Here is a 24911-nt window from a genome sequence, read left to right on the forward strand (position 1 = left end):
AAACATCTGTTCCCCGGAGAGCCAAATGAGCCGCAAGTTCGACTACCTGGGCGATGTGGAGGTGTTCCTGGCGGTGGTCGAGCACGGCTCGTTCACGGCCGGCGCGGTGGCGCTGTCCACCACGCCCTCGGTGCTGAGCCGCGCGGTCACCCGCCTGGAAGCGCGGCTGGGCCGGCAGCTGCTGCAGCGGACCACCCGCCGCGTGGGCCTGACCGATGCTGGGCGGCTCTATCTGGAACAGGTGCGCACCGCCTTCGGCCTGCTGGACGACGCCGAGCGCGACGTACTGGCCCAGGACGGTGCGCTGGCCGGCCGCGTGCGCCTGAGCGTGCCCACCACCTATGGCCACTACCGGCTGCCGCCCGTGCTGGCGCGCTTTGCGCAGCAGTACCCGCAGGTGCAGGTGGAACTGAACATCACCAACCGCAACGTGGACCTGGTGGCCGAAGGCTTCGACCTGGCCATCCGCCTGGGCCAGCTGCCGGACAGCGGGCTGGTGGGGCGCAAACTGGAAGACGCGCCGCTGTTGCTGGTGGCCGCGCCGGACTACCTGCAGCGCCGCGGCACGCCACAGACGCTGGACGACCTGCAGCAACACCTGTGCCTGCCCTTCGTGATGCCGCGCACCGGGCGGTTGGCGCCATGGATCTTCCGCGACGATGGGCGCGACGTGGACTGGCTGCCACGCTCGTCCATCGAGACCTCCGACGATGTGCTGGGCGTGGTGTCGCTGGCCGAACAGGGCATCGGCATCTGCCAGAGCTATGAGTTCATTGTGCGCGAGCGGCTGCAGCGTGGGCAGCTGGTGGAAGTGCTGCCGCAGCTGCGGGGACGGTCGCGGCCGTTCTCGGTGATCTATGCGCCGCACCGGCGGCAGTCGGCGGCGGCGCGGGCGATGATTGAGCTGTTGGTGGGGAATGCGGCTGAGGCGGGCGTTGTTTGAAGCTGCGAGCTTGTTAACAGTGTCGGGTTTGAACCGATTTTCGGGGTGTGCGGCTGATCGAGCGCCGTTGCCACTCGGTGCGGATTAAGAACTGTTGCAAAGAAGGCTGTCGCGCTATTCGCTTGTAGCATGGGCGATTGCGCCACTTTTATTCGCCATCAGCAGAGCAGCTGCGCGAATGCGTCTGCTGGCGTCGCGTGCTGCATGAATGGTGCGTGCAACAATAGTTCTTCGCTCTCGGATTCGGCGATTCCTTCGCGAATTTCTATTGGCATTCGAAGCGACGGCGTAAACAACATGACGCGCCACCGACAACGGGTGGCCGGGTCTGCAAACCCGCATTGATGTACGCGTCTGTAGTTTGCGCTTGCCCGCCGGCACCGTCCTTAACCGGTGCCGGCGGGCAATCCGTCGGCCTTTCTGGCGGGCGGTGCGTGGGGGTCTTCGGATCCACCGGTTCTATGACGCTACATCATCCCGGTTTGCAGCCATGCATCGTCCGCCACCCCTTCACGGTGGCGCTGTTAAGCACAGCCACGGAAGCCGACGCCATGAACGAATCCGACACCTTCTCTTCGTACACCGTTGTTGAGCCCATCAACGACGACACTCCCCTGCCCGACCTGAACTCCCTGCTCGGCATTCTCAAGCGCATGCGCGGCTGCGAGGGAGCAGATGGGCACCCCTGGCCAGAAACCGATGTGTCACCTGGTCGTCGCGTGAGCCTGGCGAGGACTGAGCGGGCTTTGGTGGGGCTGCTGACGGTGCTGGAGGTTCTTCATTCGGCCGACCGCTGCCGAGTGGCAGCGGAGCCGGAGAGGCACCTAGATGAGGGGACCGTTGATGGGTTGTTTCTGGCCTGCCGGGGGTTGGCTGAGTGGGCTTGCCGGGAGGTTAGGCCTGACTGACATTCACTTAGTCCCACCTCAACCCAAAGTTCAGTCCCGGCGAGAGAAGAGATTCAAGCGAACTCTCTGAACTGCAGTAGAGAGTAGAGCAAGCATGCGGCTTCCCATAATTCAATCCGCAGAACCCGAACTCTTCAAGACTGCCTCTGGATAAGATTCTATCGACCACGCTCTGCGAGTGCTTCCAAGCCCCCAACCTGTGCCCAGCAATGCGACGGACAGAGAGACACTACACACATCCCTTGCCAACAGCTTTAAAATGTGATGATGTGTGCTCACAAAATCTTTACATCAACAAGGAAGAACGAGGATGTTTGGATGGGGCAAAAGAAAGACTCTGAGCGATTTCGATGGCCCGTTATCTCGCGAGGAGCTTATTCGGCGCGGTAGGATCGCCCTCATTGACGACGAGACACCTATTTTGCTGGAGCATCTGCGTAATTCGCAGTTCTTCGTAGACCACGATTCGAGAGGGGATGACCTACGTAAGTACGAAGCACAGCTCTACGACGTCGCAATTGTGGACTATTACGGGGTCGGGCAAACTCTGGGGCCTGCGCAAGGCTTGGACCTACTGAAGCACATAAGAAGGGTCTCACCAGGTACGCGACTGATCGCCTATACATCCAGAAGCCTAAACGCAGTCGAGTCCGAGTTCTTTCGACTGAGCCATATCGTGCTACCCAAGGACATGGGCCTAGGCGATTCCATGGCGCTAATTGAAGACCAAATTCGAAAATCATTTGGCAAGGAGCACATATTTGAAGCTCTCTTGACCAAGCTCTCTGTGTCTGATCCGGAGGCCCGAGCCCAGATGCAATCTGCGTTGACCAAAGCGCTGGATTCCAAGAATAAGGGAAAGTTCAAGGAATACGTCGTTCGAGCCGCCGGGGTTGCCGCGGAAAAGACTGTCGAAGCAATGATTACGAGGCTCTTCTTATGACCCGACCGCCCTCGCTACTCCCGTTGACAGATGGCGATAGTCTGGAGATTCATGACGGCACGGAGATTAGCAGTCCGAATCTATGCAGAAGGTCAATTCGCTCAGATTCGAGATGCGAGAGGCACTACAAATCGCACGCTCCTCATGGCTATAGCCAATGCCCGTTTGGCTTCACTACACGCAGTTTCCCTTACTCAGGTAAGACGTGGTTTGTATCAGGCGTAATCGCTCACCCGCGATTTCAGACCACCAAAGAAACTGCAATCGCTAAGCAGTTCCCGCGCAACCGAATTTCCAGAAGTAGCATTGATGCAACAGTCCTTGTGGCCGTTGAAATCGATGCAGCGAGAGCCGCCGCCATCGTCGAAGCTGCCAAAGTATTACCTCAAGCGTTCCATGAACTAAGAAAACTCAACGGCAGTATTATTCAGCATTCAGAACGCGCAATCGAAGACGGCTTGGATGAGCGCCGATTGCTAAGTATCAAGAGTGCAGCCGAACTAATGAGGAACAACTTTGACATTCTAGAGGCACTCTCTAACATCGAGGGAATGAGAACGCTGCCTCTGGACGGCACAGTTAGTCTTTTCGACCTTGCATTTAAGATGAAGCGTGTTTACCAGGAGAAGGCAGCGTCTCGAAACTTGTCCATAAGCGTCCTTGGCTCTCGCGCAATTATCAAAGGCAGTCAGAAATCGTTCCCATTGGTTCCAGCAGTGCTTCTTGAGAATGCGCTGAAGTACAGCGAGGCTCGCGGCGGCGTAACCATGACGATCGTTGAAAAGGGCAGCAGAGCGCAGCTAATAGTTGAGAACAGGAGCATCCACGCATTGGATCCACGAACATGCTTCGACAAAGGAGTCCGCTTTGCGAACGGCATCGAGGGAGGGGGCTTCGGGCTACATCTCGCTAGAGAAGTGGTCGAAGCTCACGATGGAACAATAAGTTGCCAGGTAGATGGTGATCTAGTTCGCATGATCGTGGATTTGCCAATGGTGGGGATTGCCCCTTGAACCACCGTGCAATTTACGTCCACGATTGCCAAAAATGCCCTTCCAGAGTGATCGTAGGGCATTCGAACAATTAGCTAATTCCCCGACTCAGGTTGAACCCAACAACCAGGACTTTCGCAGTCAAAAAACTCTATTTGAACCTCCCCTATATCCTCTCGTATAACCTGATAGGCATAGTTGCAGTAGGCCTGGTCATTTCGAAACACAGACACGGCAACCCGCTGAATAGCACCACTGCGCATGCGCTGGAGCAAATGGCGATCATGCTCTCCGATTCCCCAACCGAAAATCGTCAAAGGCCCTTTTGTCGAGGCCAGCACTTCCCTGTACACCGTCGATAGATAGTAGCTATTCTGGATTGAGGAAATCTTCTGCGCCTTCGTTCCTTCGCTGACGAAAAGTGGCACAACACGCTCACTTCGCCATTCGGCCAGGATAGCCTCAAGAAGCCCATCGCCGCCGGCATGAATCTTAAGCTCCTCCTCTAACGCATCTCTACATAGAGCTAGACTTCCGTGGGGATAGAACACCAAGGTATTGGCCGCTTCATTATATAGCTCCCGGTATCGCTCCCAGTTATCATCAAATCTGCGATCCCGAAGGAAGCAATCCTTGAAGCGATGGCGATCTTCAACATTGAGCCCATACGTCACCGTCCAATAGACCAGCAGATCATAATTGAGCGACAGAACCGTTCCAAATGACTTGAGAAATTGATACATGAGAGGAAGTCGAGACTGAACCTCTCCGTACTCGGGATGAATTGCCCGAACAGCTTCGATCAGGCAATCTCGGACATGGCGATACGCACTTAGTGTCCGATCATCAGGGATTTTCAGTGATTTGTTGACATTGGTGGCTTGCCAAACAAGTCGCAAAACCAACTCAAAGTCTTCTGTGCAGAAGAACTCAAAAATTCCGCGCACGTCCTCAGTTAGAAGACCATTGTTCTTTGCATGATCAAGCAATGAACCATATGAAAAATGATTCGACACTGCAATGCTCGCCCCATTCCCCATCAGGACTGTCCCTCCCCGATAGAGCGCAGCAATGTCACTCCAGTTTGCGATGCTATGTTTCATGCCGAATCACTCAACCCCTCTATCTCAAGGATGAATTCCAAACGCATCAATCTTGCCGACCATTACCCCCCCGAACATTCAAAAGACGATCCGTACAACGACAATCCTGCAACAAAGCTCCAGGCGAATAGGCCTTCCCGTCTGACCAATTCGAGCGAGAGGGCAATGGAGCTACACGAATCGGCGAACTGATACATAGAACGTCAGCAGCCCATTGCCGTCAACCCAATCTAGCGGCCTCTGCAGCGATGTGACCTGCAAAAGCAGATACAAATGCCCTCAAGCTAGTCATTGAGGAAAGCTCCCTGAAATCACCCGTGTTAACAGCACAACGCTCTGACGCAATGACCGCAGCAGTGGTGTAAAGCTGCTCTTGAACAAGCCGCTGACAGAGCAAGTCGTAACGCTGAAGATAGGACGCACCCTTAAACTCCTCAAACACTGGGAAGTGGGGTGACGAATCACGCACAGGATTACGGGACTGCACTGCATCTTCAACCATCATCATCCAACCGACGAAGGGACGCGGCTGTTTACCAAAAGCCTCCTCTCGATAAGCTGTCCATAGATCATGGGCCGTCCCAATAGCCTCCTCCGTTCGATTGTTGAAGTTATTTCCGAACGAAGGACCCACCTGACTTTTTAGCTCGACAGCAGCGATCAACTGCCCTTTGTATGTAACGAGAATATCCCACAGCTTGGTCGGCCTAAAATATCCAGGCAGAGCCAACATCGCCCGCCCCAAGTGAACTTCAGCGTGACCCAGTCCATTAGCTTTAACAATTTCTATCAGCAGGGATAGAAATCCATCCATATTCTTTCCAGCAGTAACTCCTGCACGCTCACCCTGATCAGCTTTACCCGCTTCAAGTTGCTTCTGCCTTGCTACTTCACGACTACCCCAAAAGGCTTTTACAGCCTCACGGGCTTTATCTTCGTAATTGACTAGATCGAGTGCCATTTATTCTCCATTTTCACCGAGGGCAGATTTTTCTTCACAACTCAGCCCATAGAGCTCGAACGTTGCGCGATTGCACGCTTGCACATCGCGCTTGATCGCCGCATCAGCCAACGCGAGGCGCAAGGACATTGGCACATCCACCCAACGCGGGATGCGGATTCGGCGAAGATACTGGGCCTGAAAGCGAAGAAATCCGCCCCGCATCTTTGTCGAATAAGTTGCCACAAATATTCGGGAAACGGCAGATAGCAACACAGCTTGCAATGCCCGAAGTTCCCAGTCATCCGAGGTCACATGATAGAGATTATGATGTGGATACAACTTCCCATCTTCGAACACCACATGTGCTTCACCCTTAATATCTGGAATCAACAGCTTCGGCCTTGCCGCAAGCGAAGGCGTGATGCGATCAATCGTTCGATACCATTTTTCTGGGTTTTTTTGTGCACAGTGGCGAGCAACAATCACACCTCGACGCGCCTCCAAGTACCGACGCAATCGCGGGAATTTTTCAAGACTTACCAACTCACCCGATTCAGCAAAGGGATTTACAACAGCTTGACCCCGCCAAACCACCTCGCCACTCAATATATCTTTAGTCGTTACAAGCGGCAGTTTTCGACTTGGCTCGACATCAAGAGCGGCGAAATCGCCAATGAAGGCCTTGTCTGCACCAGTGGCCACCCCGATTCCAACCCTGCACCCTGCCTCCTCCAGCGACGGGAAAGACTCCTCCAGACGCCGGATAAGCGCCATTTGATCGGATGACCCCAGCAGCCACGGCTCGGTACCGTTAGTGACGCCCGTCAGCTCGCGCACCTCACTACTGCCTTTCGGCAGCAAGGGGGCCAAGAGCAAACTCGCAAGTGAAGTCAAAGCTACTCGGTCGATTTCCGGCCGATGAGAGATCCTCGTCGGACCTGGCTTTGCACGACTGACGATAGTAATTGCCGGATAGGCGACCACATCAGAATGAAAGGCCGAAGTATCGACCATATCAACATAGACTTTGAGGTGAAATTGCTCGGCTACGAGGCTCCGCAATGGTGCGCCATAGCGGTTTTTCGTCCAACGATCCGAACAGATGAAGCCCAAGCTTCCGGCATTCGCCAGCATCGAAAGGGATCGCTCGATGAAGGGGACGTAGAGATCGGCCCGGTCATAGAGCGTAACGTAGCGATCACGGTACTCAGCAAGTAACGGCCCCGGAATCATCTCCTGACGAACATAGGGAGGATTGCCTACTATAAAATCGAACTCTCCCTCAATCGAAACCAGCAGGAAGTCCCCTTGGGACAGCCAGCGCCCAGCCAGAACTTCCGCCTCTTCGACGGAGATTCCTCGATGCACGAGCAGCGCGATTACACCAATTCTAGTATTTCGAAAGGTGTCATGATGAAGCTCTATCGCCCGAATCGCATCGCCCAGTTCGTTCAATGGGGAACCTTCCGGACGAGCAGACATCCATGAGTCCAGCAATCGATTAATGATCGGAAACAAGAATTGCCCTCGACCGAAAGACGGCTCAAGAATCCGTTTCTCGTAAAGGGGTTGATCCTCCCTATAACCAGAAAGATCAAGAATAAAATCAACAACCTCAGGGCGCGTGAAAACAGCGCCTCGTGCCTTGCTATCCGCCCCCGCCGCCATTGCCTCAGTTGCGGCATTGACCAAGGACTTGCGGCGCACAGTGGCTTTAGAAGCGACCTTGAGGTGCATGCCTTTTACGACGTCTACTTGTCGGACCATGGAATCGAGCTCAAAACGTACCGACTACCTTGCCATAGATGCAGAGCGCCTGATGACGCGAAGCGTACCCGGTGCAACGGCCTCAGGATGAGAAAAGCCCGCAATTGCGCGGGCTTTTCGGTCTGCTCATACCCGTTTTTGCGGGTCAATGTCCGCCCAGCCTCATTCCCACTCAATTGTAGCCGGCGGCTTCCCCGAGATGTCATAAACGACCCGCGACACCCCCCGCAACTCATTGATGATCCGGTTGCTCACCGTACCCAGGAACTCATACGGCAGATGCGCCCAATGCGCCGTCATGAAGTCGATGGTCTCAACCGCACGCAGCGCAATCACCCACTCATAAGCCCGCGCATCGCCCACCACGCCCACCGACTTCACCGGCAGGAACACGGCAAACGCCTGGCTGGTCTTGTCGTACAGGTCCGCCTTGCGCAGCTCATCAATGAAGATGGCATCGGCCTTGGCCAGCAGCTCCGCGTATTCCGGCTTCACCTCGCCCAGGATACGCACGCCCAGGCCCGGGCCCGGGAACGGATGGCGGTAGACCATGGTGCGCGGCAGGCCCAGCTCAACGCCCAGGCGGCGCACTTCGTCCTTGAACAGCTCGCGCAGCGGCTCCACCAGGCCCAGCTTCATGTGCTCCGGCAGGCCGCCCACGTTGTGGTGGCTCTTGATCACATGCGCCTTGCCGGTCTTGCTGCCGGCCGACTCGATCACGTCCGGGTAGATGGTGCCCTGCGCCAGCCACTTGGCGTTCTTCAGCTTGTTCGATTCTTCATCGAAGATCTCAACGAACAGGTTGCCGATGATCTTGCGCTTGGCTTCCGGGTCGCTCACGCCTTCCAGCGCGGCAAAGTAACGGTCGGCGGCGTTCACGCGCACCACCTTCACGCCCATGTGCTCGGCAAACATCGCCATCACCTGGTCGCCTTCCTGCCAGCGCAGCAGGCCGGTATCCACGAACACGCAGGTCAGCTTCTCGCCGATGGCCTTGTGCAGCAGCGCGGCCACCACGGACGAATCGACGCCGCCGGACAGGCCCAGGATCACCTCGTCATCGCCCACCTGTTCGCGCACACGGGCGATCTGGTCGTCGATGATGTTGGCGGCGGTCCACAGGGTCTGGCAGCCGCACACGTCCACCACGAAGCGGCGCAGCAGCGCCTGGCCCTGCAGGGTGTGGGTCACTTCCGGGTGGAACTGCACGCCGTACCAGCGCTTTTCTTCGTTGGCCATGGCGGCCACCGGAATGCGGTCGGTGGTGGCGGTGATGGTGAAGCCCGGCGGCGCAACGGAGACGTGGTCGCCGTGGCTCATCCAGACATTCAGCTTCGGCTCGCCGCCGTGGTCGCTCAGGCCCTTGAACAGTGCATCCGGGTTGATCACGTTCACTTCAGCGTGGCCGAATTCGCGCTGGTCAGCCGCTTCGGTGGCACCGCCCAGCTGCGCGGCCAGGGTCTGCATGCCGTAGCAGATGCCAAAGATCGGCAGGCCGCTGTCGAACACCTCCTGCGGCGCGGCCGGCGCACCCGGCAGCGTGGTCGATTCCGGGCCACCGGACAGGATGATGCCCTTGGCGCCGAACGCCGCGATCTCGGCCGGGTTGTGGTCCCACGCCCAGATTTCGCAGTAGACGCCCAGCTCGCGGATGCGGCGGGCGATCAGCTGCGTGTACTGCGCGCCGAAATCGAGGATGAGGATCTTGTCGTTATGGATATTGGTCATGGTGCCGTTCCAGTGGTGTTTTTCGCAGCGCCCGGCGCTTCAAGGCTCTGCGTCAGCGTGGCGATGAACGCCTCGCGTTGTTGAATATGTGAGGGGTCTTCCTCGTCCCAGCGCAGCATCAGCAGGCCGTGCGGTGCGGTGGGGTTGGCGCGGTCGGCGCGCGGCAGCTCGGCGATTTCCCGCACTTCGGTGCCGGGCACGATGCGCCGTTGCAGCGCCGCCATCGAGAAGCCCGACTCCGCAGCGCCCCAGGACGCCCACTGCACGCTCATCCGTGCGGGCTCCAGCGCGCCCAGTACCGGCGTCAGCACCGGATCATCCGGGCCATGCAGCAGCTCGGTAACGCACTGCAGCGTGACCTGCAGCGGACGCTCGCCGGTGCCCTTCAGCAGCCAGCGCTGTTCGCCAGCGGCCTGCACCTGCCAGCCCTTCGGCAGCGAGAATGCGTTCTTGCAGGCCTGCACGTCCTGCAATTGCGAAACCGCCGCGCCCGGAGACCCGGAGCGCGGCGGCGGTTCGGACAACGAACAGCCTGCCATCAGCAGGCTGCCCGTGATCGCAAGAGCAGTTCGCAAGCGCATCAGGCGCGGTAGTTCGGCGGCTCTTTGGTGATGGTCACGTCGTGGACGTGGCTCTCACGCTGGCCGGCGCCGCTGATCTTCACGAACTTGGGCTTGCTGCGCATGTCTTCGATGGTGGCGCAGCCCACGTAGCCCATGGTGGCGCGCAGGCCGCCCATCAGCTGGTGGATGATGCCGCCCACCGGGCCGCGGTACGGCACGCGGCCTTCAATGCCTTCCGGCACCAGCTTGTCGGCGGTGGCGGCGTCCTGGAAGTAGCGGTCCTTCGACCCCTTTTCCATGGCAGCCAGCGAACCCATGCCGCGGTAGCTCTTGTACGAACGGCCCTGGTACAGCTCGGTCTCGCCCGGCGATTCCTCGGTACCGGCCAGCAGGCCGCCGACCATAATGGTCGAGGCGCCGGCGGCCAGCGCCTTGCCGATGTCGCCCGAGTAGCGGATGCCACCGTCGGCGATCAGCGGGATGCGGTCCTGCAGCGCTTCGGCCACCAGATCAATGGCGGTGACCTGCGGCACGCCGACGCCGGCGACGACGCGGGTGGTGCAGATCGAGCCCGGGCCGATGCCGACCTTGACCGCGTCCGCGCCGCTGTCCAGCAGCGCCAGTGCGGCTTCGCCGGTGCAGATGTTGCCACCGATGACCTGCACGTTCGGGAAGTTCTTCTTGACCCAGCTGACGCGGTCCAGCACGCCCTGCGAGTGGCCGTGCGCGGTATCGACCACGATCACGTCCACGCCGGCGGCGACCAGCGCTTCCACGCGGCGGTCGGTATCGCCACCCACGCCTACGGCAGCGCCGACCAGCAGGCGGGTCGACAGATCCTTGGCGGCGTTGGGGAAGTCGGTGTTCTTCTGGATGTCCTTGACGGTGATCAGGCCACGAAGTTCGAACGAATCATTGACCACCAGCACCTTTTCGATGCGGTTGCGGTGCAGCAGCTGCAGCACTTCGTCAGAGGCGGCGCCTTCCTTGACCGTGATCAGGCGATCCTTCTTGGTCATGATGTGGCGGACCGGATCGTCCAGCTCGGTCTCGAAGCGCATGTCGCGGTGGGTCACGATGCCGGCCAGCTGGCCGTCGCTGCCCACCACCGGCACGCCGGAGATGTTGTGCGCCTGGGTCAGGGCCAGCACGTCGCGGATGGTGGTTTCCGGGCCGACGGTGATCGGGTCGCGGATGACACCGGCCTCGAACTTCTTGACCTTGGCCACTTCCGCGGCCTGCTGTTCCAGGCTGAGATTCTTGTGGATGATGCCCATGCCGCCGAGCTGGGCCATGGCGATGGCCAGGCGGGCTTCGGTGACGGTGTCCATCGCGGCGGACAGGATCGGAAGCTTCAGCTTCAGGTCTCGGGTCAACCGCGTTTCGAGGTTGACGTCCTTGGGCAGGATGGTCGAGTGGGCGGGGACGAGCGAGACGTCGTCGTAAGTGAGTGCTTCAGCCTGGATGCGCAGCATCGGCATACCCGAGATGTGGGGAAGCGCGACATTTTACCCCTTTTCAGGGGCCAAGAACAGCATTTTTGGTAGCCCGAATTGGAACTTCGCGCGACACAGTGTCGCACCCGCTCCCCTGTAGAGCCGAGCCCACGCTCGGCTGCTTTCCGCCAGACCGCGATGAGCCGAGCATAGGCTCGGCTCTACAGCAGGCCCAAGGCCCGGTGCCGCCTTTGGTAGGTGCCAACAGCAGGTCAGCTCAGCGCTTCCGCCGCTTCCAGGGTGTTCTGCATCAGCGTAGCCACGGTCATCGGGCCCACACCACCCGGCACCGGGGTGATCCAGCTCGCCCGCTGGGCGGCCGCTTCAAACCCGACGTCGCCCACCAGGCGGCCGTCGTCCAACCGGTTGATGCCGACGTCGATCACCACCGCGCCCGGCTTCACCCACTCACCCGGCACGATGCCCGGGCGGCCGACCGCCACCACCAGGATGTCGGCGTTGCGCACGGCCTGTTCCAGCACGTCCTTGGGGGTGAACTTGTGGCAGCTGGTCACGGTGCAGCCGGCGATCAGCAGCTCCAGGCCCATCGGACGGCCGACGTGGTTGCTGACGCCCACGATGGTGGCGTTGCGGCCGCGCACCGGCTGGTCGGTGTGGCCCAGCAGCGTGGTGATGCCGCGCGGGGTGCACGGGCGCAGGCCGAACTCGCGCAGGGCCAGGTGGCCGACGTTTTCCGGGTGGAAACCGTCCACGTCCTTGCGCGGGTCGATGCGCTGGATCAGCCGGCGCGCGTCGGGGATCCCCGGCAGCGGCAGCTGGATCAGGATGCCGTGGATCTTCGGGTCGGCGTTGAGCTGGTCGATCAGGTCAAGCAGCTCGGCTTCGGTGGTACCGGCCGGCAGATCGTAGTCATGCGCCTCGATGCCGACCTTCTCGGCGGCACGGCGCTTGTTGCGCACGTACACCGTCGAGGCCGGGTCGCCACCGACCAGCACCACGGCCAGGCCCGGGCGGCTGCCACCGGCGGCCACGCGGGCATCGACGCGCACCTTCAGGCTGTCGAGCAGGTCCTCGGCGATGCGGCGGCCATCAAGGATGCGGGCAGGATGCGGGGAGGCGGAATCGGTCATCGGGAGCGGGCGTGGGGCGGCGGGGACGCTATTGTCCCTGATTCAGGCCCCCTCGCCCACCGCCACGGCACCAATCCCACCCGCCCTTGTAGAGCCGAGCCTACGCTCGGCTCACGCGCGCAGCGCGGCTTTTTCGCAACCTGACCGAAGAGCAGCCGAGCATGGGCTCGGCTCTACAACCGTCCGGCCCGCCCTTGTAGAGCCAAGCCTACGCTCGGCTCACGCGCGCAGCGCGGCTTTTTCGCAACCTGACCGAAGAGCAGCCGAGCATGGGCTCGGCTCTACAACCGTCCGACCCGCCCTTGTAGAGCCGAGCCTACGCTCGGCTCACGCGCGTAGCGGGGGGTACATCGCAATTTGGCCGAAGAGCAGCCGAGCATGGGCTCGGCTCTACTCTTCCTCTTCCGGCACATCCTGCGGGTTCAACGTCTTGCTTGCCCGCTTCGGCGCGGTGAACGGCGTCGGCGTCGGCACGCCCTGGCCGGCGTTGCCAAACACCATCTTGGCGCCGGCATTCAGACCACCACCAGCAATTTCCAACTCGAAACGCTCGGCATCGCGGCGGCGGATCTGCTCGGCAATCTCCACCGCGTCATCCTCATCCGCACCCAGCTCCACCAGCGCGGCCTGGCCGAACAACACCGCCGACTCAAACGTCTCGCGGATCTGGAAATCGACACCGGCATGGATCAACCGCAGCGAATGCTCGCGGTCGAACGAGCGCACCATCAGCTTGGCCTGCGGGAACTCGTGCGACACCAGCTCAACAATGCGATCAGCCGCCTCGGCCTTGTCCACGCACACCGCAATCGCACGCGCGGTCGCCGCGCCCGAAGCATGCAGCACGTCCAGTCGCGTACCGTCGCCATAGTAGATCTTGAAACCGAAGCGCGCCGCGCTCTGGATCATCTCCACATCGTTGTCGATGATGGTCACGTCCACGTCGCGCGCCAGCAGCGACTGGCTGGCCACCTGGCCGAAGCGGCCGAAGCCGATCAGCAGCACGCTGCCGGACAGGCCATCGGCCTCGTCCACGCCGTCCATGTTCACCGTCGGCTTCGGCGCGATGCGCTTGTAGACCAGCACCACCAGTGGGGTCAGCGCCATCGACAGCACCACCACGGCGGTGAAGTTGGCATTGATCTCCAGGTTGATCACGCCGGCCGAGGCGGCGGCGGAAAACAGCACGAAGGCGAACTCGCCGCCCTGCGCCATCAGCACGCCGCGATCCAGCGCCTGCGCGTGGTCGCTGCTCATGATGCGCGCGACCACGTAGATGCACAGCGCCTTGGCCACCATCAACGCCAGCACCAGGCCGAGGATCAGCTGCCAGTTGCCAGCCACCACGCCCAGGTCCAGTGCCATGCCCACGCTGAGGAAGAACAGGCCCAGCAGGATGCCGCGGAACGGTTCGATGTCCGCTTCGATCTGGTGGCGGAAGGTCGATTCGCTCAGCAGCACGCCGGCCAGGAACGCGCCCATCGCCATCGACAGGCCGGACAGCTGCATCAGCAGCGCCGCACCCAGCACCACGAGCAGCGCGGCGGCGGTCATCACCTCGCGCGCCTTCGATTCGGCCAGCACGCGGAACAACGGATTGAGCAGGAAGCGGCCGACCAGCACCAGGCCGACGATGGCGCCCACGCCGATGGCCACCGACAACCAGCGCGAACCCTCGCCATCGGCGCTGCCCGCGCTCGGGCCCATCCAGGCCACCAGCGCCAGCAACGGCACGATCAGCAGGTCTTCGAACAGCAGGATCGAAACGATCTTCTGCCCCGACGGCAGCGCGATGTCACCGCGCTCGGCCAGCAACTGCATCACCACTGCAGTGGAGGTGAGCACGAAACCGGTGGCGCCGATGAAGGCCACCTGCCACGGCAGGCCGAACAGCTTGGCGATGCTGGTCAGTACCAGCGCACAGGTGACGATCTGCAGCGTGCCCAGCCCGAAGATTTCCTTGCGCAGGCTCCACAGGTGCGAGGGCCGCATTTCCAGGCCGATCACGAACAGGAACATCACCACGCCGAGCTCGGCGGTATGCAGGATCGCCTGCGGGTCGGAGAACCAGCCCAGCCCGAACGGTCCGATCGCCAGGCCAGCGGCGAAGTAGCCCAGCACCGAGCCCAGGCCGGCCCGGCGGAACAAAGGCACCATCACCACCGCCGCGCCCAACAGGGCGACGACCTTGACCAGCTCGCTGGTCGCTGCTTCTACCGCCATGCGGTGTTTTCCCCAAGATCCAGAATCGGGTTCAACAATAGAGCAATGCCGATGACGGCAATAGCACGCATGTTGCGCCGGATTGTCTTGGCGGTGGAACGATGCAGGGAGTGACCCCCAACATCATCCCGAAACCATGCACATGCTTGGGTGGGCGCCATGACCTGTAGAGCCGAGCCCACGCTCGGCTGCTCTTCGTGCCGAGGCCAGAAGCAGCCGAGCATGGGCTCGGCTCTACAGTAGATCCACGCCATGCGTGGATGATGCCCCGGCCAGCCTCACCCCCCCCGGCAGAACGCGGCGTAATCGATATACCCCGGGAATGGCACGCCCGGCGCGCACACCGGGCACTGCGGGTCCGGCCCGATGCCGGTCTCGCGGAAGCGCATGCCCAGCGCATCGAAGCGCAGCAGGCGCCCCACCAGCGGCTCGCCGATGCCCAGCAGCAGCTTCAGCACCTCGGTGGCCTGCAGCACCCCGGCCAGGCCGGGCAGCACACCCAGCACACCGGCCTCGGAACAGTTCGGCGCGAACTCCGGCGGCGGTGGCTCCGGGAACAGGCAGCGGTAGCACGGCGCCACGCCACGCTGGCGGCCGGCGTCAAACACGCTTACCTGGCCGTCAAAGCGCTCGATGGCGGCATACACCAGCGGTTTGGCGTGCTTGATGCAGGCGTCGTTGAGCAGGTAGCGCAGCGGGAAGTTGTCCGAGCCATCCAGCACCACGTCCACGCCCTCGAGCAGCGCATCCACGTTCTCAGAGGTCACCCGCTCCGGCACCGCCTCGACCTCGATGGAGGGATTCAGCGCCAGCAGGCGCTCGCGAGCGGAATCGACCTTGAGCTGGCCGACGCTGGCTTCGGTATGCACGATCTGCCGGTGCAGGTTGCTGCGCTCCACGCGGTCGTGGTCGGCAAAGCGCAGGTGCCCTACCCCGGCGGCGGCCAGATAGAAGCCGGCTGGCGCACCCAGGCCGCCCGCGCCCAGCACCAGCACGCGTGATTGCTGCAGCCGGCGCTGGCCGGCCTCGCCCACCTGTGGCAGCAGCAGATGCCGCGAATAGCGATCAAAGAAATCGCGGTCGGCGGCGCTGGCCAGCGGCTGCACCAAGGGCAGCGACTGCTCGCGCCAGGCCACGGTACCGCCCGTCACGGAAGCGACGTTTGTGTAGCCGGCCTCCAGCAGGAACTGCACGGCATCGGCCGAGCGCTTGCCGCTCTGGCAGATCAGCAGGATCTCCTGGTCGCGCCGCGGCAGATGCGCGGCCGGGTCGGCCTGCAGCTCGCCCTTGGCCACGCCGCGCGCGCCTTCGGCCATGCCGCCGGCCCGTTCATGCGCCTCGCGCACATCGATCAGCACGGCGCCGTGGGCCAGGCGCTCGCGTGCCTGCGCGGGGGAAAGCTCTTGGATGCTCATGGCGGCATTATCGCGCAGACACCCTCGACGCGCCCTGCCCCGAACATGGCACCATGCGGGCGTTGCCCCTGCATCCCGGAACCGCTGCATGCGCTCTGCCACCGAATTCTGGCGTGACCCGCGCATGCCCTTCGTCGAAAGCCGACGGGCGTGCGACAGCCGCGCCTGCCACCGCCCGCACAGCCATGACACCTTCTCGATCGGCGCCGTGGACGCCGGCAGCAGCCTGTTCACCGGTGCTGCGGAAGGACCGCGCCTGCTGCAGCCCGGCAGTCTGGTCGGCGTGCCCGCAGGCCGCGTGCACGCCTGCAACCCCCTGCCCGGCCAGGTCTGGAGCTACCAGATGCTGCATCTGGACGCGCGCTGGATGGCCGAGGTGCGCGCCGAGTATGACGACCTGCCCGAACCCGACTGGCAGCAGGAACCGATCCGGATTTCCAACCATCGCCCGCGCTACCAGCAGTACTGCCAGCTCAACCAGACGCTGTTCTCCGACGATCCGGTCAGCGTCAAGGAAGCTGCCCTGATCGCGTTCGTCGGCGATCTGGATGAACATGATGGTGTAGCCGTCACCGGCCCGCCCGAAGATGCCGCATTACAGCAGCGGCTGCAGCCGGTGATGGACATTCTGCGCCAGCGGCTCGAACACACTCCGGCCCTGCAGGAGCTGGCATCGCTGGCAGGCATGAGCCGCTACCAGCTGATCCGCGCCTTCCGGCGTGCCACGGGCCTGACCCCGCACGCCTGGCAGATCGACCAGCGCATCCAGGAGGCCCGGCGGCGGCTGTGCGAAGGGCAGGCCCTGGCCGTGGTCGCCCATGCATTGGGGTTCGCCGACCAGAGCCATTTCCAGCGGGTCTTCAAGGCCCACGCCGGTGCGACCCCGGGCCAGTACCGGCGCTGAGCCTGCAATAACGTTCAATACCATCGCGCGGCGCATCCCCACACTGGCGCCCCCGCCAGCCGCCGCCGGACCCGATGGAACAGTTCCTGGTCATCGCCACCGTACATTTTCTCGCCCTGCTCTCACCCGGCCCCGACTTCTTCCTTGTTGCGCGCACTGCGATCACCTCTGGCTGGCGCACCGCCAGTGGCGCCTGCGCAGGCATCGCCGTCGGCAATGGCGTCTTCATCGTGGCCGCTTTCACCGGAATGGCCATGCTGCGCCCAGGCAGCGCAGGGTTCATTGCGGTGCAGTTGGCGGGCTGCGGGTTCCTGCTGTACCTCGGCACGCTGTTCCTGCGCCATGCGGGTTCGACGACGCTGCAGGCATCTGACGCTGCCGCCGGATCGCGAGCGGACGGTGCCCACGGATGGTGGAAGGCGGCAGGGCTGGGCGCCCTGTCTGCGCTGCTGAACCCGAAGAATGCGCTGTTCTACGCAACGTTGGCGGCAATGCTCAACGGCCCGCAGGCCAGCGCCGCAATGAAGTTCTTCTATGGCGCGTGGATGTTCGGCATCGTCCTGCTCTGGGATCTGCTGGTAGCCGCGCTGGTCGGCCACCCGTGGGTGCTGGGCCGATTCGCACGCGCCCTGCCCTGGCTGGAGCGCGCCGCAGGGCTCCTGATGATTGCGCTGGCGCTATGGATCGTCGTGTCGCTGTGGGTGGGCTGATGCCGGCGATTCGCGCCTGTCGCAATAGCGTTCAATACGGCGCGTCCGCACCAGCCCACACTCGGCACTTTCTGTAGGTCGGTGGCAGGTTTACGTGCAGCAGTTCTTCATCGTCGCGGTGCTGTACGGCTTCGCCATGCTCCTGCCTGCTTCCAATCACGCGAAGATCCTGCGCACCGCGATGGGCGCAGGCGGGCACGCCGCCATGGCCGCGTCATTCGGTATCGCCATCGGTACGGGCGTCATCTGCGCCATGGCTTTCGTTGCAGCGGCCATGCTGGGAAACCGCGGCCTGTGGACGCTGGCGATGCAGTGCACGGGCTGCCTCCTGCTGTTGCGCCTGGCGGGCATGTGCCTGCGCGATGCCGGGCTGACCACCCTCTCTCCGCTTTCCCTGCAGATGCCCTGGGGCCTGAGGGCCCGCTCCCGTTGGCCGCACGCCGAGGCTGGATGCCTGTTGGCGCTCGCCAGCACCAGCAACTGGATGCTGCAGTTCGCGGTGGCTGCCCTGCTTACCGGCCTCGTTGCCGACACTGGCACCAAGGCCGCTTACGTGGCCGGCCTGAGCGGCGTCGCGCTGTCGCTCGGCCTGCTGATGGCATGGCTCGGCAGCCATCTGCGCTGGGCACGGAGGTATTGCCGACTCCTTCCGTGGCTGGAGCATGCCGCAGGCCTGGTGACCGGGGCGGTGTCGGTGGCGTACCTGGCAGGAGCATTGGGTACCACCCTGGTCTGGGCAAGCATCACGGGGCAGGCGCGGCTGCCGGAATCGATGATGGCCGCACCCCGCAGCATCCCATGCGCCTTGCCACATTGCCGCGCACGTCGCGGCGGTCGCCCAGATCGAGATCTGTAGAGCCGAGCCCATGCTCGGCTGACGCACGCAGCGCGCTTCGTCAATCCGCGAAAAGCAGCCGAGCATGGGCTCGGCTCTACAGACCGGTTCGCCGCAACGAAAAAGGCGGCCCTGCGGCCGCCTTCCCGTGAATCACTTGCCCTTGACGTGCTTCATCAAGCGCCGCTTGGCCTTGACCTGCCGTTCGGTGAGGACGTTCTTCTTGCCCTCGTACGGGTTGGTCCCCTCGCGGAAGATGAAGCTCACCGGCGTGCCGATCAGCTTGAAGCGCTTGCGGAAGAAGTTCTCCAGGTAGCGCTTGTACGACTCCTGCAGCTCCTTCAGGCGGGTGCCGTGCACGATGAAGGTCGGCGGGTTGGAACCGGCCGGGTGCACGTAGCGCAGCTTGGAGACATGGCCGCGGATGGTCGGCGGCGGGTTGGTCTCGTAGGCCACTTCCAGCGCCTTGTTCACTTCGCTGGTGGTGAAGGTCTTGTTCGCCGATTCGTGCGCACGATGCACCGCGCGGAACAGCTCGCGCAGGCCCGAGCCGTGCTTGGCCGAGATGCGCACCGATTCGGCCCACGGCACGAAGCCCAGCTTCAGCGACAGCATGGTTTCGGCCTGCTCGCGCTGGTACTCGGTCAGGCCATCCCACTTGTTGATGGCGATCACCAGCGCGCGGCCGGCATCGAGCACGGCACCGAGCACGGTGGCGTCCTGGTCGGTCACGCCTTCGGTGGCGTCGAGCATCAGCACGGCCACCTGGCACTGCTCGATCGACTGCATGGTCTTGACCACCGAGAACTTCTCGACGACCTCGTCCACGCGCGAACGACGGCGCAGGCCGGCGGTGTCGATCAGGCGGTACTCACGGCCGTCGCGCTCCAGGTCCACCGCGATCGAGTCGCGGGTGGTACCCGGCACGTCGGAGGCGATCATGCGCTCCTCGCCGAGGATGCGATTGACCAGGGTCGACTTGCCCACGTTCGGGCGGCCGACGAAGGCGATGCGGATGCGGTTCGGGTCGTTGTCCAGCTCTTCGCCGCTGCCTTCTTCCGGCAGGCGCTGAATCACTTCGTCCAGCAGGTCGTCCAGGCCCTGGCGATGCGCGGCCGAGACGGTCAGCATCTCGCCGAAGCCGTAACGGGCGAACTCGGAACGCACGCTGTCCTCGTCGGTGCCGTCGATCTTGTTGATCAGCAGCAGCGTCGGGCGCGACAGCTTGCGCAGCCAGGCCAGGATCTCGTCGTCGAGCGCCGAGCTGCCCTCGCGCGCGTCGACGACGAACAGGATCAGGTCGGCTTCGGCCGCGGCCGCACGGGCCTGGCGCGTGGTGGCGCCGGCCAGGCCTTCGTCTTCCCCGGCGATACCGCCGGTATCCACGACGAGGAAATGGTTGTCCTCGTCGAGGCGGCAGACACCGTAGTTGCGGTCGCGGGTGACGCCAGGCTGGTCATGAACCAGCGCGTCACGGGTGCGCGTAAGCGCATTGAAAATAGTCGACTTGCCGACATTCGGCCGTCCAACCAGGGCGACCAGAGGCAGCATCGCGATTACTCCAATTTTTTAGTTTGCCAACCGGAAGGCGGTCAGCTTGCCATCCACGTTCTGCACCAGCAGCACCCCGTCTACGACGACCGGCTGGGCCAGCAGGGCGTCGCCGCCACTTTTTGCCCGTGCCGCCATCGCACCATCGGAGGTCTGCAACCAGTGCACGTATCCCTTGTAGTCACCGACCACGACGTAGTCGCCGTGCAGTGCCGGGCCGGTCAGGGAGCGACGGGCCAGTGCCGTCTGCGACCACATGGCTGCGCCGCTGGCCTTGTCCAGACCGAACACGCCGCCCTTGTTGTCGGTCACGAACACATTGCCGGACGATACCGCCACGCCACCTGCGCCGCCATGGTCGCGCGCCCACAGCGGGCGACCGGTCGGGCCTTCGATGGCCATGGTCTGGTTCTTGAAGCTGCTCACGTACAGGGTGTTGCCGTCGAGCACCGGTGCGCCGTCGACGTCCGCCATGCGCTCCAGCTCGGTGCGGCCTTCGCCGTTGCCGAGGTTCTGTTCCCACAGCGTGCGGCCATCCTGCTGGGCCAGGGCCGCGACCGCGCCCTCGTCCTTGCCGATGAACAACACGCCCGGGCCGGTCACCACCGGCGCGTTGCCGCGCACGGTCAGCGCCGGCAGCTCGCTCGGGTTGAACCACTTCTGGGTGCCGTTGCCGACATCGAAGGCGGTCACACGACCGTCGTTGCTGCGCACGTAGACCATGCCCTGGGCAACGGCCGGCGCGGCGATCACTTCACCCGGAACACGGGCACGCCACTTCTCGCTGCCGTCGTTGATGTCCAGCGCGATGACCTGACCATCCAGCGTGCCGATCACGACCAGGTTCTCACCGACACCCGGGCCGCCGGACAGGCGCAGCTCGGCCTTCTTCTTTTCCTTCTTCGGCTCCCAGGTCCAGACCTTCTTGCCGGTCTGCAGGTCGATGGCGTGCACGCCACCGGTGATCGCCGCAGCGAACACGTGGCCGTTGGCCACCGCCGGGCCCTGGCGCACACCGATGCGACGCTCGCCCTTGCCGAGGTTGACCGACCAGATCTTGCTGACCTTCACGGTCGGCTCGAACTTGACCAGCTCAGCCGGTTCCTGTGCCTTCTTCGCCGCCGCGTCCTTGCCGGCGAACCAGCCCTTCATGGTGCCGCAGCCGGTCAGGGCCATGCCCATCAGGAGCACGGTGGCGACGCGGGTGATCATGACCTTCTGACTCATCAAACCGACTCCGCAGGGGCGGCAACGGTGCCGCCGGCGTCCATAACCTTGGTTTCCAGCAGGCGCCGCTGCGGCGCTGCCACGTCCAGCGTCTTCAGCGCCTTCTCGTACTGTACGCGGGCCTCATCGCGCTTGCCCTGCGCCATCAGCGCATCGCCATGGATTTCCAGGCTGCTGCTGTCGGTGGCGCTGCCCAGCAGCTTGATGGCCTCGTCGCTCTTGCCAGTGGCCACCAGCAGGCGGGCCACACGCTGGTCGACCACGCGCTGCAGGTCACCTTCGACCTTCACATTGCGCAGGGTGGCCAGTGCCTCTTCGTTCTTGCCGGCGTCGACCTGGGCCTTGGCCAGCTGCAGCGCCGCGAGGTCGCCGTAGATGCTGGACGGGCCGGCTTCGAGCGCCTTGACCGCCTTGGCGGCATCGTCAAGCTTGTTCTGCTGCAGGCCCTGCAGGGCCTTCTGGTACTCGACATTGGCCGAGGCCAGCTTGCTGCCCTGATCCTTCTGGTACCACTGCCAGCCGGCAATGGCACCGATGGCGATGACTACGCCACCGAGGATGCTGGCGCCATTCTTCCGCAGCCAGCTGCGGACGCGTTCACTTTGTTCGTGCTCGTCGAGCAGATCGTCGATCGCCATGCGTACTCTCGCCCCGCCCGTCGGGAGGGACCATTGGGTTTAATCGAAGGTGGTGAAACCGCGCCTCAGTGCGAAACCGGGACTACGGAGCCTTCAGAGGATACCTGAAAGCGTGCCACGTTGGCTCGCTGGTAGGGGGTCAGATCGACGATAGCGCCGTTCTGCTGAACCTGGACCGCCGAGGCGTTGCCCAGGGTCACCCGGGTCACCTGGCCCGGCGTGAAGCTGCGGGTCTCGCCGGACTTGATCAGTGCCTTCTCGACGGTGCTGCCGTCCGGGCCGCCGATGTCGACCCAGCTGTCGCCGCTGAACTGCATTTCCAGCGCATTGCCGGCAGCCGGTGCCGGCGCCGGGCGCGGCACCGGGGCCAGCGAGGCGACGTAAGGGGTGGCCGCCGGCTTGCTGGCCGGGGCCGGGGTCGCTTCGGCCGGGGCGGCCGTCTCGCTACCGGCTGCGGACGGCGTGACCGGCACGGCGGCCGGGATCACGTCCAGCGAGGCGGTGCTCGGCGACGGGGTCGCGCTGCCGTCGAAGTGGCCACGGGTGGCGAACCACACCGGCACCGCCAGCACGGCGGTGATGCCGACATACAGCACGCGCCGGCCGAGGTTCTCGGCAATGCGGCGCGCACGCGGGGTATGGGTATGGCTGACCAGGGTGGGCGGAACCACCGGGCCGACCTGGGCCTGCTCCAGCAGCTCGCCCACGTCCACGTCGAGCAGGCGCGCATAGCTGCGCAGCTGGCCGCGCACGAACACCGGCGCCCCCAGCTTCTGCCATTGTTCCTCTTCCAGGGACTTGACCACCTGGACCGGCATGCGCAGGCGCGAGCCGACATCTTCGAGGGTCAGTCCGGCCGCTTCACGGGCCTGGCGCAGGCGGGTGCCGCAGCCGGCCGCAGTCTCGAGAGCGCTCACAGTCTGGTCATCAATCACAATGCATCAACCCTGGAGTTAGGAGCCCGCTTCCTGCGGAAATTCCTGTCGAATCCGCTGCAGATAGCGATCAGATGCCGCCCGATCGCCCAGCCTCGCTTCGATTTGAGACGCAAGTTGTAACACGGAACGCGTTGCGGGTGCAGCCGCAATCCTACGTTCGGCGAAGGCCCGGGCCTCCATGTAGCGGCCCTGGCGGAAGCTCAGCTGGGCCATCGACTCCAGCGCAACCGGGTTGGCCGGCGCCGCGACGAGTGCCGCGCGCAGGTCGCGCTCGGCACGTTCGAGCTGCCCAGCGTCCAGTGCGCAGCTGCCGGCATTGGCCTGCGCTTCGCCCGGGGTGGCATAGCCCGGCGCCTGCAGCGCGCGGTCGAACCAGACCAGCGATTCGGCCGGCTGGCCCTGCTGGCACAACCAGGCACCGTAGTTGTTGAGCACGTCTCCGCGCTGCGGCGCCAGCTCGGCGGCCTTGCGGAAATTCTCGCCCGCCTGGCGGGTGCGGCCACGACGGTCATCGATGCCGGCCTGCAGCACCAGCGCGTCGGGCGCCTCGGGCGCCAGCTTCAGCGCTTCGCGCACCTTGCGCTCGGCGGCGTCGAGATTGCCGACCTGCATGTCACGGGTCGCCAGGGTCAACAGGTCGCGCCAGCGCACTTCGCGCCGCACGCTTTCCGGGTCAGCCACCGAATAGACCGGCGCCTGGCTCGGCCCGAGCTTGGCCTTGGGATGGGATTTACAGCCGCCGACCGCAACGGCCAGCACGCCTGCGAACAGAACCAGCCAGAGGCGGTCAGGCCGCGGCATCGCTCCCCTTCCCCGCCTGCAGCGTCTTGTTGAATTCCGCCTGGCGGCGGGTGCGGTCCATCACCTGGCCCTTGAGCTGGCCACAGGCGGCGTCGATGTCGTCGCCACGGGTGCGGCGGACCATGGTCAGCACGTTGCTGTCGAGCAGGATCTTCTGGAAGGCGCGAATGTGCGCTTCTTCCGAACGCTCGTAGCGGGTACCCGGGAACGGGTTGAACGGAATCAGGTTGACCTTGCCCGAATCCTTGGCCTGCACCGCGTTGTCGAACTGGCGCATCAGGCGGGCCAGCTCGCGGGCATGCTCGGGCTTGTCGTTGATGCCCTTCATCAGGGTGTATTCGAAGGTGACCGACTCGCGGCGCTTGTTGGCGCGCAGGTAGCGTGCGCACGAGGCCATCAGCTCGGCGATCGGGTACTTCTTGTTGAGCGGCACCAGTGTCTCGCGCAGCGCGTCGTTCGGCGCATGCAGCGACACCGCCAGCGACACGTCGCTTTCGGCAGACAGGCGGTCGATCTGCGGCACCAGGCCAGAGGTCGACAGGGTCACGCGCTTGTTGGCCAGGCCGTAGCCCAGGTCGTCGCGCATCACGCTCATGGCGCGCACGACGTTGTCGAAATTCATCAGCGGCTCGCCCATGCCCATCATCACCACGTTGGTGAGGCGGCGCATCTGGTGCGGCACGTTGCCCAGGTGGCGTGCGGCAACCCACACCTGGCCGATGATCTCGGCGGTGGTCAGGTTGCGGTTGAAGCCCTGGGTGGCGGTGGAGCAGAACGTGCAGTTCAGGCCGCAACCGACCTGCGAGGACACGCACAGCGTGCCGCGGGTCTTGTCCGGGATGTACACGGTCTCGATGGCGTTCTTGCCATCCACGCCCATCGCCAGCAGCCACTTGTGGGTGCCGTCGGCGGAGGGCTTGTCGAACACGATGTTGGGAACCAGCACCTCGGCATGGGCCTGCAGCTTGGCGCGCAGGACCTTGCCGAGGTCGGTCATTTCATCGAAATCGGTGACGTAGCGATGGTGGATCCACTTCATCACCTGGTGGGCGCGGAACTTCTTCTCGCCGAGAACCTCGACGAAGAACTTCTCCAGGCCCGCGCGATCGAGGTCGAGCAGGTTCTGCTTGCCAGCCGTGGGCGCCGACTTCGGCAGCGGCTGGATGGCGGGGGACTGTACGACCTCGTTCAC

At 63.3% G+C, this 24911-nt stretch carries 22 protein-coding genes; 7 read left to right on the plus strand and 15 right to left on the minus strand.

Annotation, left to right across the window (positions count from 1 at the left end; all coding sequences use genetic code 11):
- The first annotated feature begins 25 nt into the window (after window positions 1–25).
- The 4 genes from AC2A1N_RS09840 (at window position 26) to AC2A1N_RS09855 (ending at window position 3807) form a co-directional block, all read left to right on the plus strand.
- On the plus strand, window positions 26–943 hold the full coding sequence (locus AC2A1N_RS09840) for a LysR family transcriptional regulator (protein ID WP_484372161.1): 918 nt from the start codon (window positions 26–28) through the stop codon (window positions 941–943).
- 551 nt (window positions 944–1494) lie between these two features.
- Window positions 1495–1851: a hypothetical protein gene (locus AC2A1N_RS09845; protein ID WP_484372163.1), complete on the plus strand. Its 357-nt coding sequence runs from the start codon at window positions 1495–1497 to the stop codon at window positions 1849–1851.
- A 310-nt stretch (window positions 1852–2161) separates the two neighbouring features.
- Window positions 2162–2794: a hypothetical protein gene (locus AC2A1N_RS09850; protein WP_262087370.1), complete on the plus strand. Its 633-nt coding sequence runs from the start codon at window positions 2162–2164 to the stop codon at window positions 2792–2794.
- A gap of 323 nt (window positions 2795–3117) precedes the next feature.
- Window positions 3118–3807, plus strand: coding sequence for an ATP-binding protein (locus tag AC2A1N_RS09855; protein ID WP_262087368.1), 690 nt, complete (start codon window positions 3118–3120; stop codon window positions 3805–3807).
- Between the two features lie 74 nt (window positions 3808–3881).
- Here AC2A1N_RS09855 and AC2A1N_RS09860 read toward each other — a convergent pair whose 3' ends face one another.
- The 9 genes from AC2A1N_RS09860 to moeB form a co-directional block, all read right to left on the minus strand.
- The gene (locus AC2A1N_RS09860) at window positions 3882–4889 is read right to left on the minus strand and encodes a DUF4917 family protein (RefSeq protein ID WP_484372166.1); all 1008 of its coding nucleotides are present in this window, start codon (window positions 4887–4889) and stop codon (window positions 3882–3884) included.
- A 220-nt stretch (window positions 4890–5109) separates the two neighbouring features.
- Window positions 5110–5850 (minus strand): PaeR7I family type II restriction endonuclease, encoded by a 741-nt coding sequence (locus AC2A1N_RS09865; protein ID WP_262087364.1) that lies wholly within the window; start codon window positions 5848–5850, stop codon window positions 5110–5112.
- Window positions 5851–7569, minus strand: coding sequence for an Eco57I restriction-modification methylase domain-containing protein (locus AC2A1N_RS09870; protein ID WP_484372168.1), 1719 nt, complete (start codon window positions 7567–7569; stop codon window positions 5851–5853).
- Window positions 7570–7761: 192 nt separating this feature from the next.
- Entirely contained in the window at window positions 7762–9327 is a 1566-nt protein-coding gene (gene guaA, locus AC2A1N_RS09875; protein ID WP_099474709.1) for a glutamine-hydrolyzing GMP synthase, read from the minus strand.
- Entirely contained in the window at window positions 9324–9800 is a 477-nt protein-coding gene (locus AC2A1N_RS09880; protein WP_484372548.1) for a hypothetical protein, read from the minus strand. The genes guaA and AC2A1N_RS09880 overlap by 4 nt, the downstream gene beginning before the upstream one ends.
- Window positions 9801–9907: 107 nt before the next feature.
- Entirely contained in the window at window positions 9908–11365 is a 1458-nt protein-coding gene (gene guaB / locus AC2A1N_RS09885) for an IMP dehydrogenase (RefSeq protein WP_005416248.1), read from the minus strand.
- A 233-nt stretch (window positions 11366–11598) separates the two neighbouring features.
- Window positions 11599–12477, minus strand: a complete 879-nt coding sequence (folD, locus tag AC2A1N_RS09890) for a bifunctional methylenetetrahydrofolate dehydrogenase/methenyltetrahydrofolate cyclohydrolase FolD (protein ID WP_061477893.1) — start codon at window positions 12475–12477, stop codon at window positions 11599–11601.
- Between the two features lie 390 nt (window positions 12478–12867).
- Complete coding sequence (locus AC2A1N_RS09895) at window positions 12868–14700, minus strand: monovalent cation:proton antiporter-2 (CPA2) family protein (protein WP_484372171.1); 1833 nt, start codon at window positions 14698–14700, stop codon at window positions 12868–12870.
- Window positions 14701–14978: 278 nt separating this feature from the next.
- Window positions 14979–16115, minus strand: a complete 1137-nt coding sequence (moeB, locus tag AC2A1N_RS09900; RefSeq protein WP_484372173.1) for a molybdopterin-synthase adenylyltransferase MoeB — start codon at window positions 16113–16115, stop codon at window positions 14979–14981.
- A gap of 88 nt (window positions 16116–16203) precedes the next feature.
- Between moeB and AC2A1N_RS09905 the strand changes: the two genes are divergently transcribed.
- From AC2A1N_RS09905 to AC2A1N_RS09915, 3 genes are all read left to right on the plus strand, one after another.
- Window positions 16204–17019, plus strand: a complete 816-nt coding sequence (locus AC2A1N_RS09905) for a helix-turn-helix domain-containing protein (protein ID WP_484372175.1) — start codon at window positions 16204–16206, stop codon at window positions 17017–17019.
- Window positions 17020–17093: 74 nt separating this feature from the next.
- On the plus strand, window positions 17094–17729 hold the full coding sequence (locus AC2A1N_RS09910) for a LysE family translocator (protein ID WP_242891394.1): 636 nt from the start codon (window positions 17094–17096) through the stop codon (window positions 17727–17729).
- Between the two features lie 94 nt (window positions 17730–17823).
- Window positions 17824–18585 (plus strand): lysine transporter LysE, encoded by a 762-nt coding sequence (locus AC2A1N_RS09915; protein WP_134958375.1) that lies wholly within the window; start codon window positions 17824–17826, stop codon window positions 18583–18585.
- A 132-nt stretch (window positions 18586–18717) separates the two neighbouring features.
- Here the strand turns inward: AC2A1N_RS09915 and der are convergent, their stop codons facing one another.
- The 6 genes from der to rlmN form a co-directional block, all read right to left on the minus strand.
- The gene (gene der, locus AC2A1N_RS09920) at window positions 18718–20115 is read right to left on the minus strand and encodes a ribosome biogenesis GTPase Der (RefSeq protein ID WP_242891391.1); all 1398 of its coding nucleotides are present in this window, start codon (window positions 20113–20115) and stop codon (window positions 18718–18720) included.
- 18 nt (window positions 20116–20133) lie between these two features.
- Window positions 20134–21342, minus strand: coding sequence for an outer membrane protein assembly factor BamB (gene bamB / locus AC2A1N_RS09925; RefSeq protein WP_242891389.1), 1209 nt, complete (start codon window positions 21340–21342; stop codon window positions 20134–20136).
- The gene (locus AC2A1N_RS09930) at window positions 21342–21980 is read right to left on the minus strand and encodes a YfgM family protein (RefSeq protein WP_061477900.1); all 639 of its coding nucleotides are present in this window, start codon (window positions 21978–21980) and stop codon (window positions 21342–21344) included. Before AC2A1N_RS09930 ends, bamB begins: the two co-directional genes overlap by 1 nt.
- A gap of 65 nt (window positions 21981–22045) precedes the next feature.
- Window positions 22046–22915 (minus strand): RodZ domain-containing protein, encoded by an 870-nt coding sequence (locus AC2A1N_RS09935; RefSeq protein ID WP_061477901.1) that lies wholly within the window; start codon window positions 22913–22915, stop codon window positions 22046–22048.
- 18 nt (window positions 22916–22933) lie between these two features.
- Window positions 22934–23719, minus strand: a complete 786-nt coding sequence (pilW, locus tag AC2A1N_RS09940) for a type IV pilus biogenesis/stability protein PilW (protein ID WP_242891387.1) — start codon at window positions 23717–23719, stop codon at window positions 22934–22936.
- Window positions 23706–24911 (minus strand): dual-specificity RNA methyltransferase RlmN, encoded by a 1206-nt coding sequence (gene rlmN / locus AC2A1N_RS09945; protein WP_005409296.1) that lies wholly within the window; start codon window positions 24909–24911, stop codon window positions 23706–23708. The genes pilW and rlmN overlap by 14 nt, the downstream gene beginning before the upstream one ends.

It is taken from the genome of Stenotrophomonas maltophilia group sp. SKK55 (assembly GCF_057179845.1).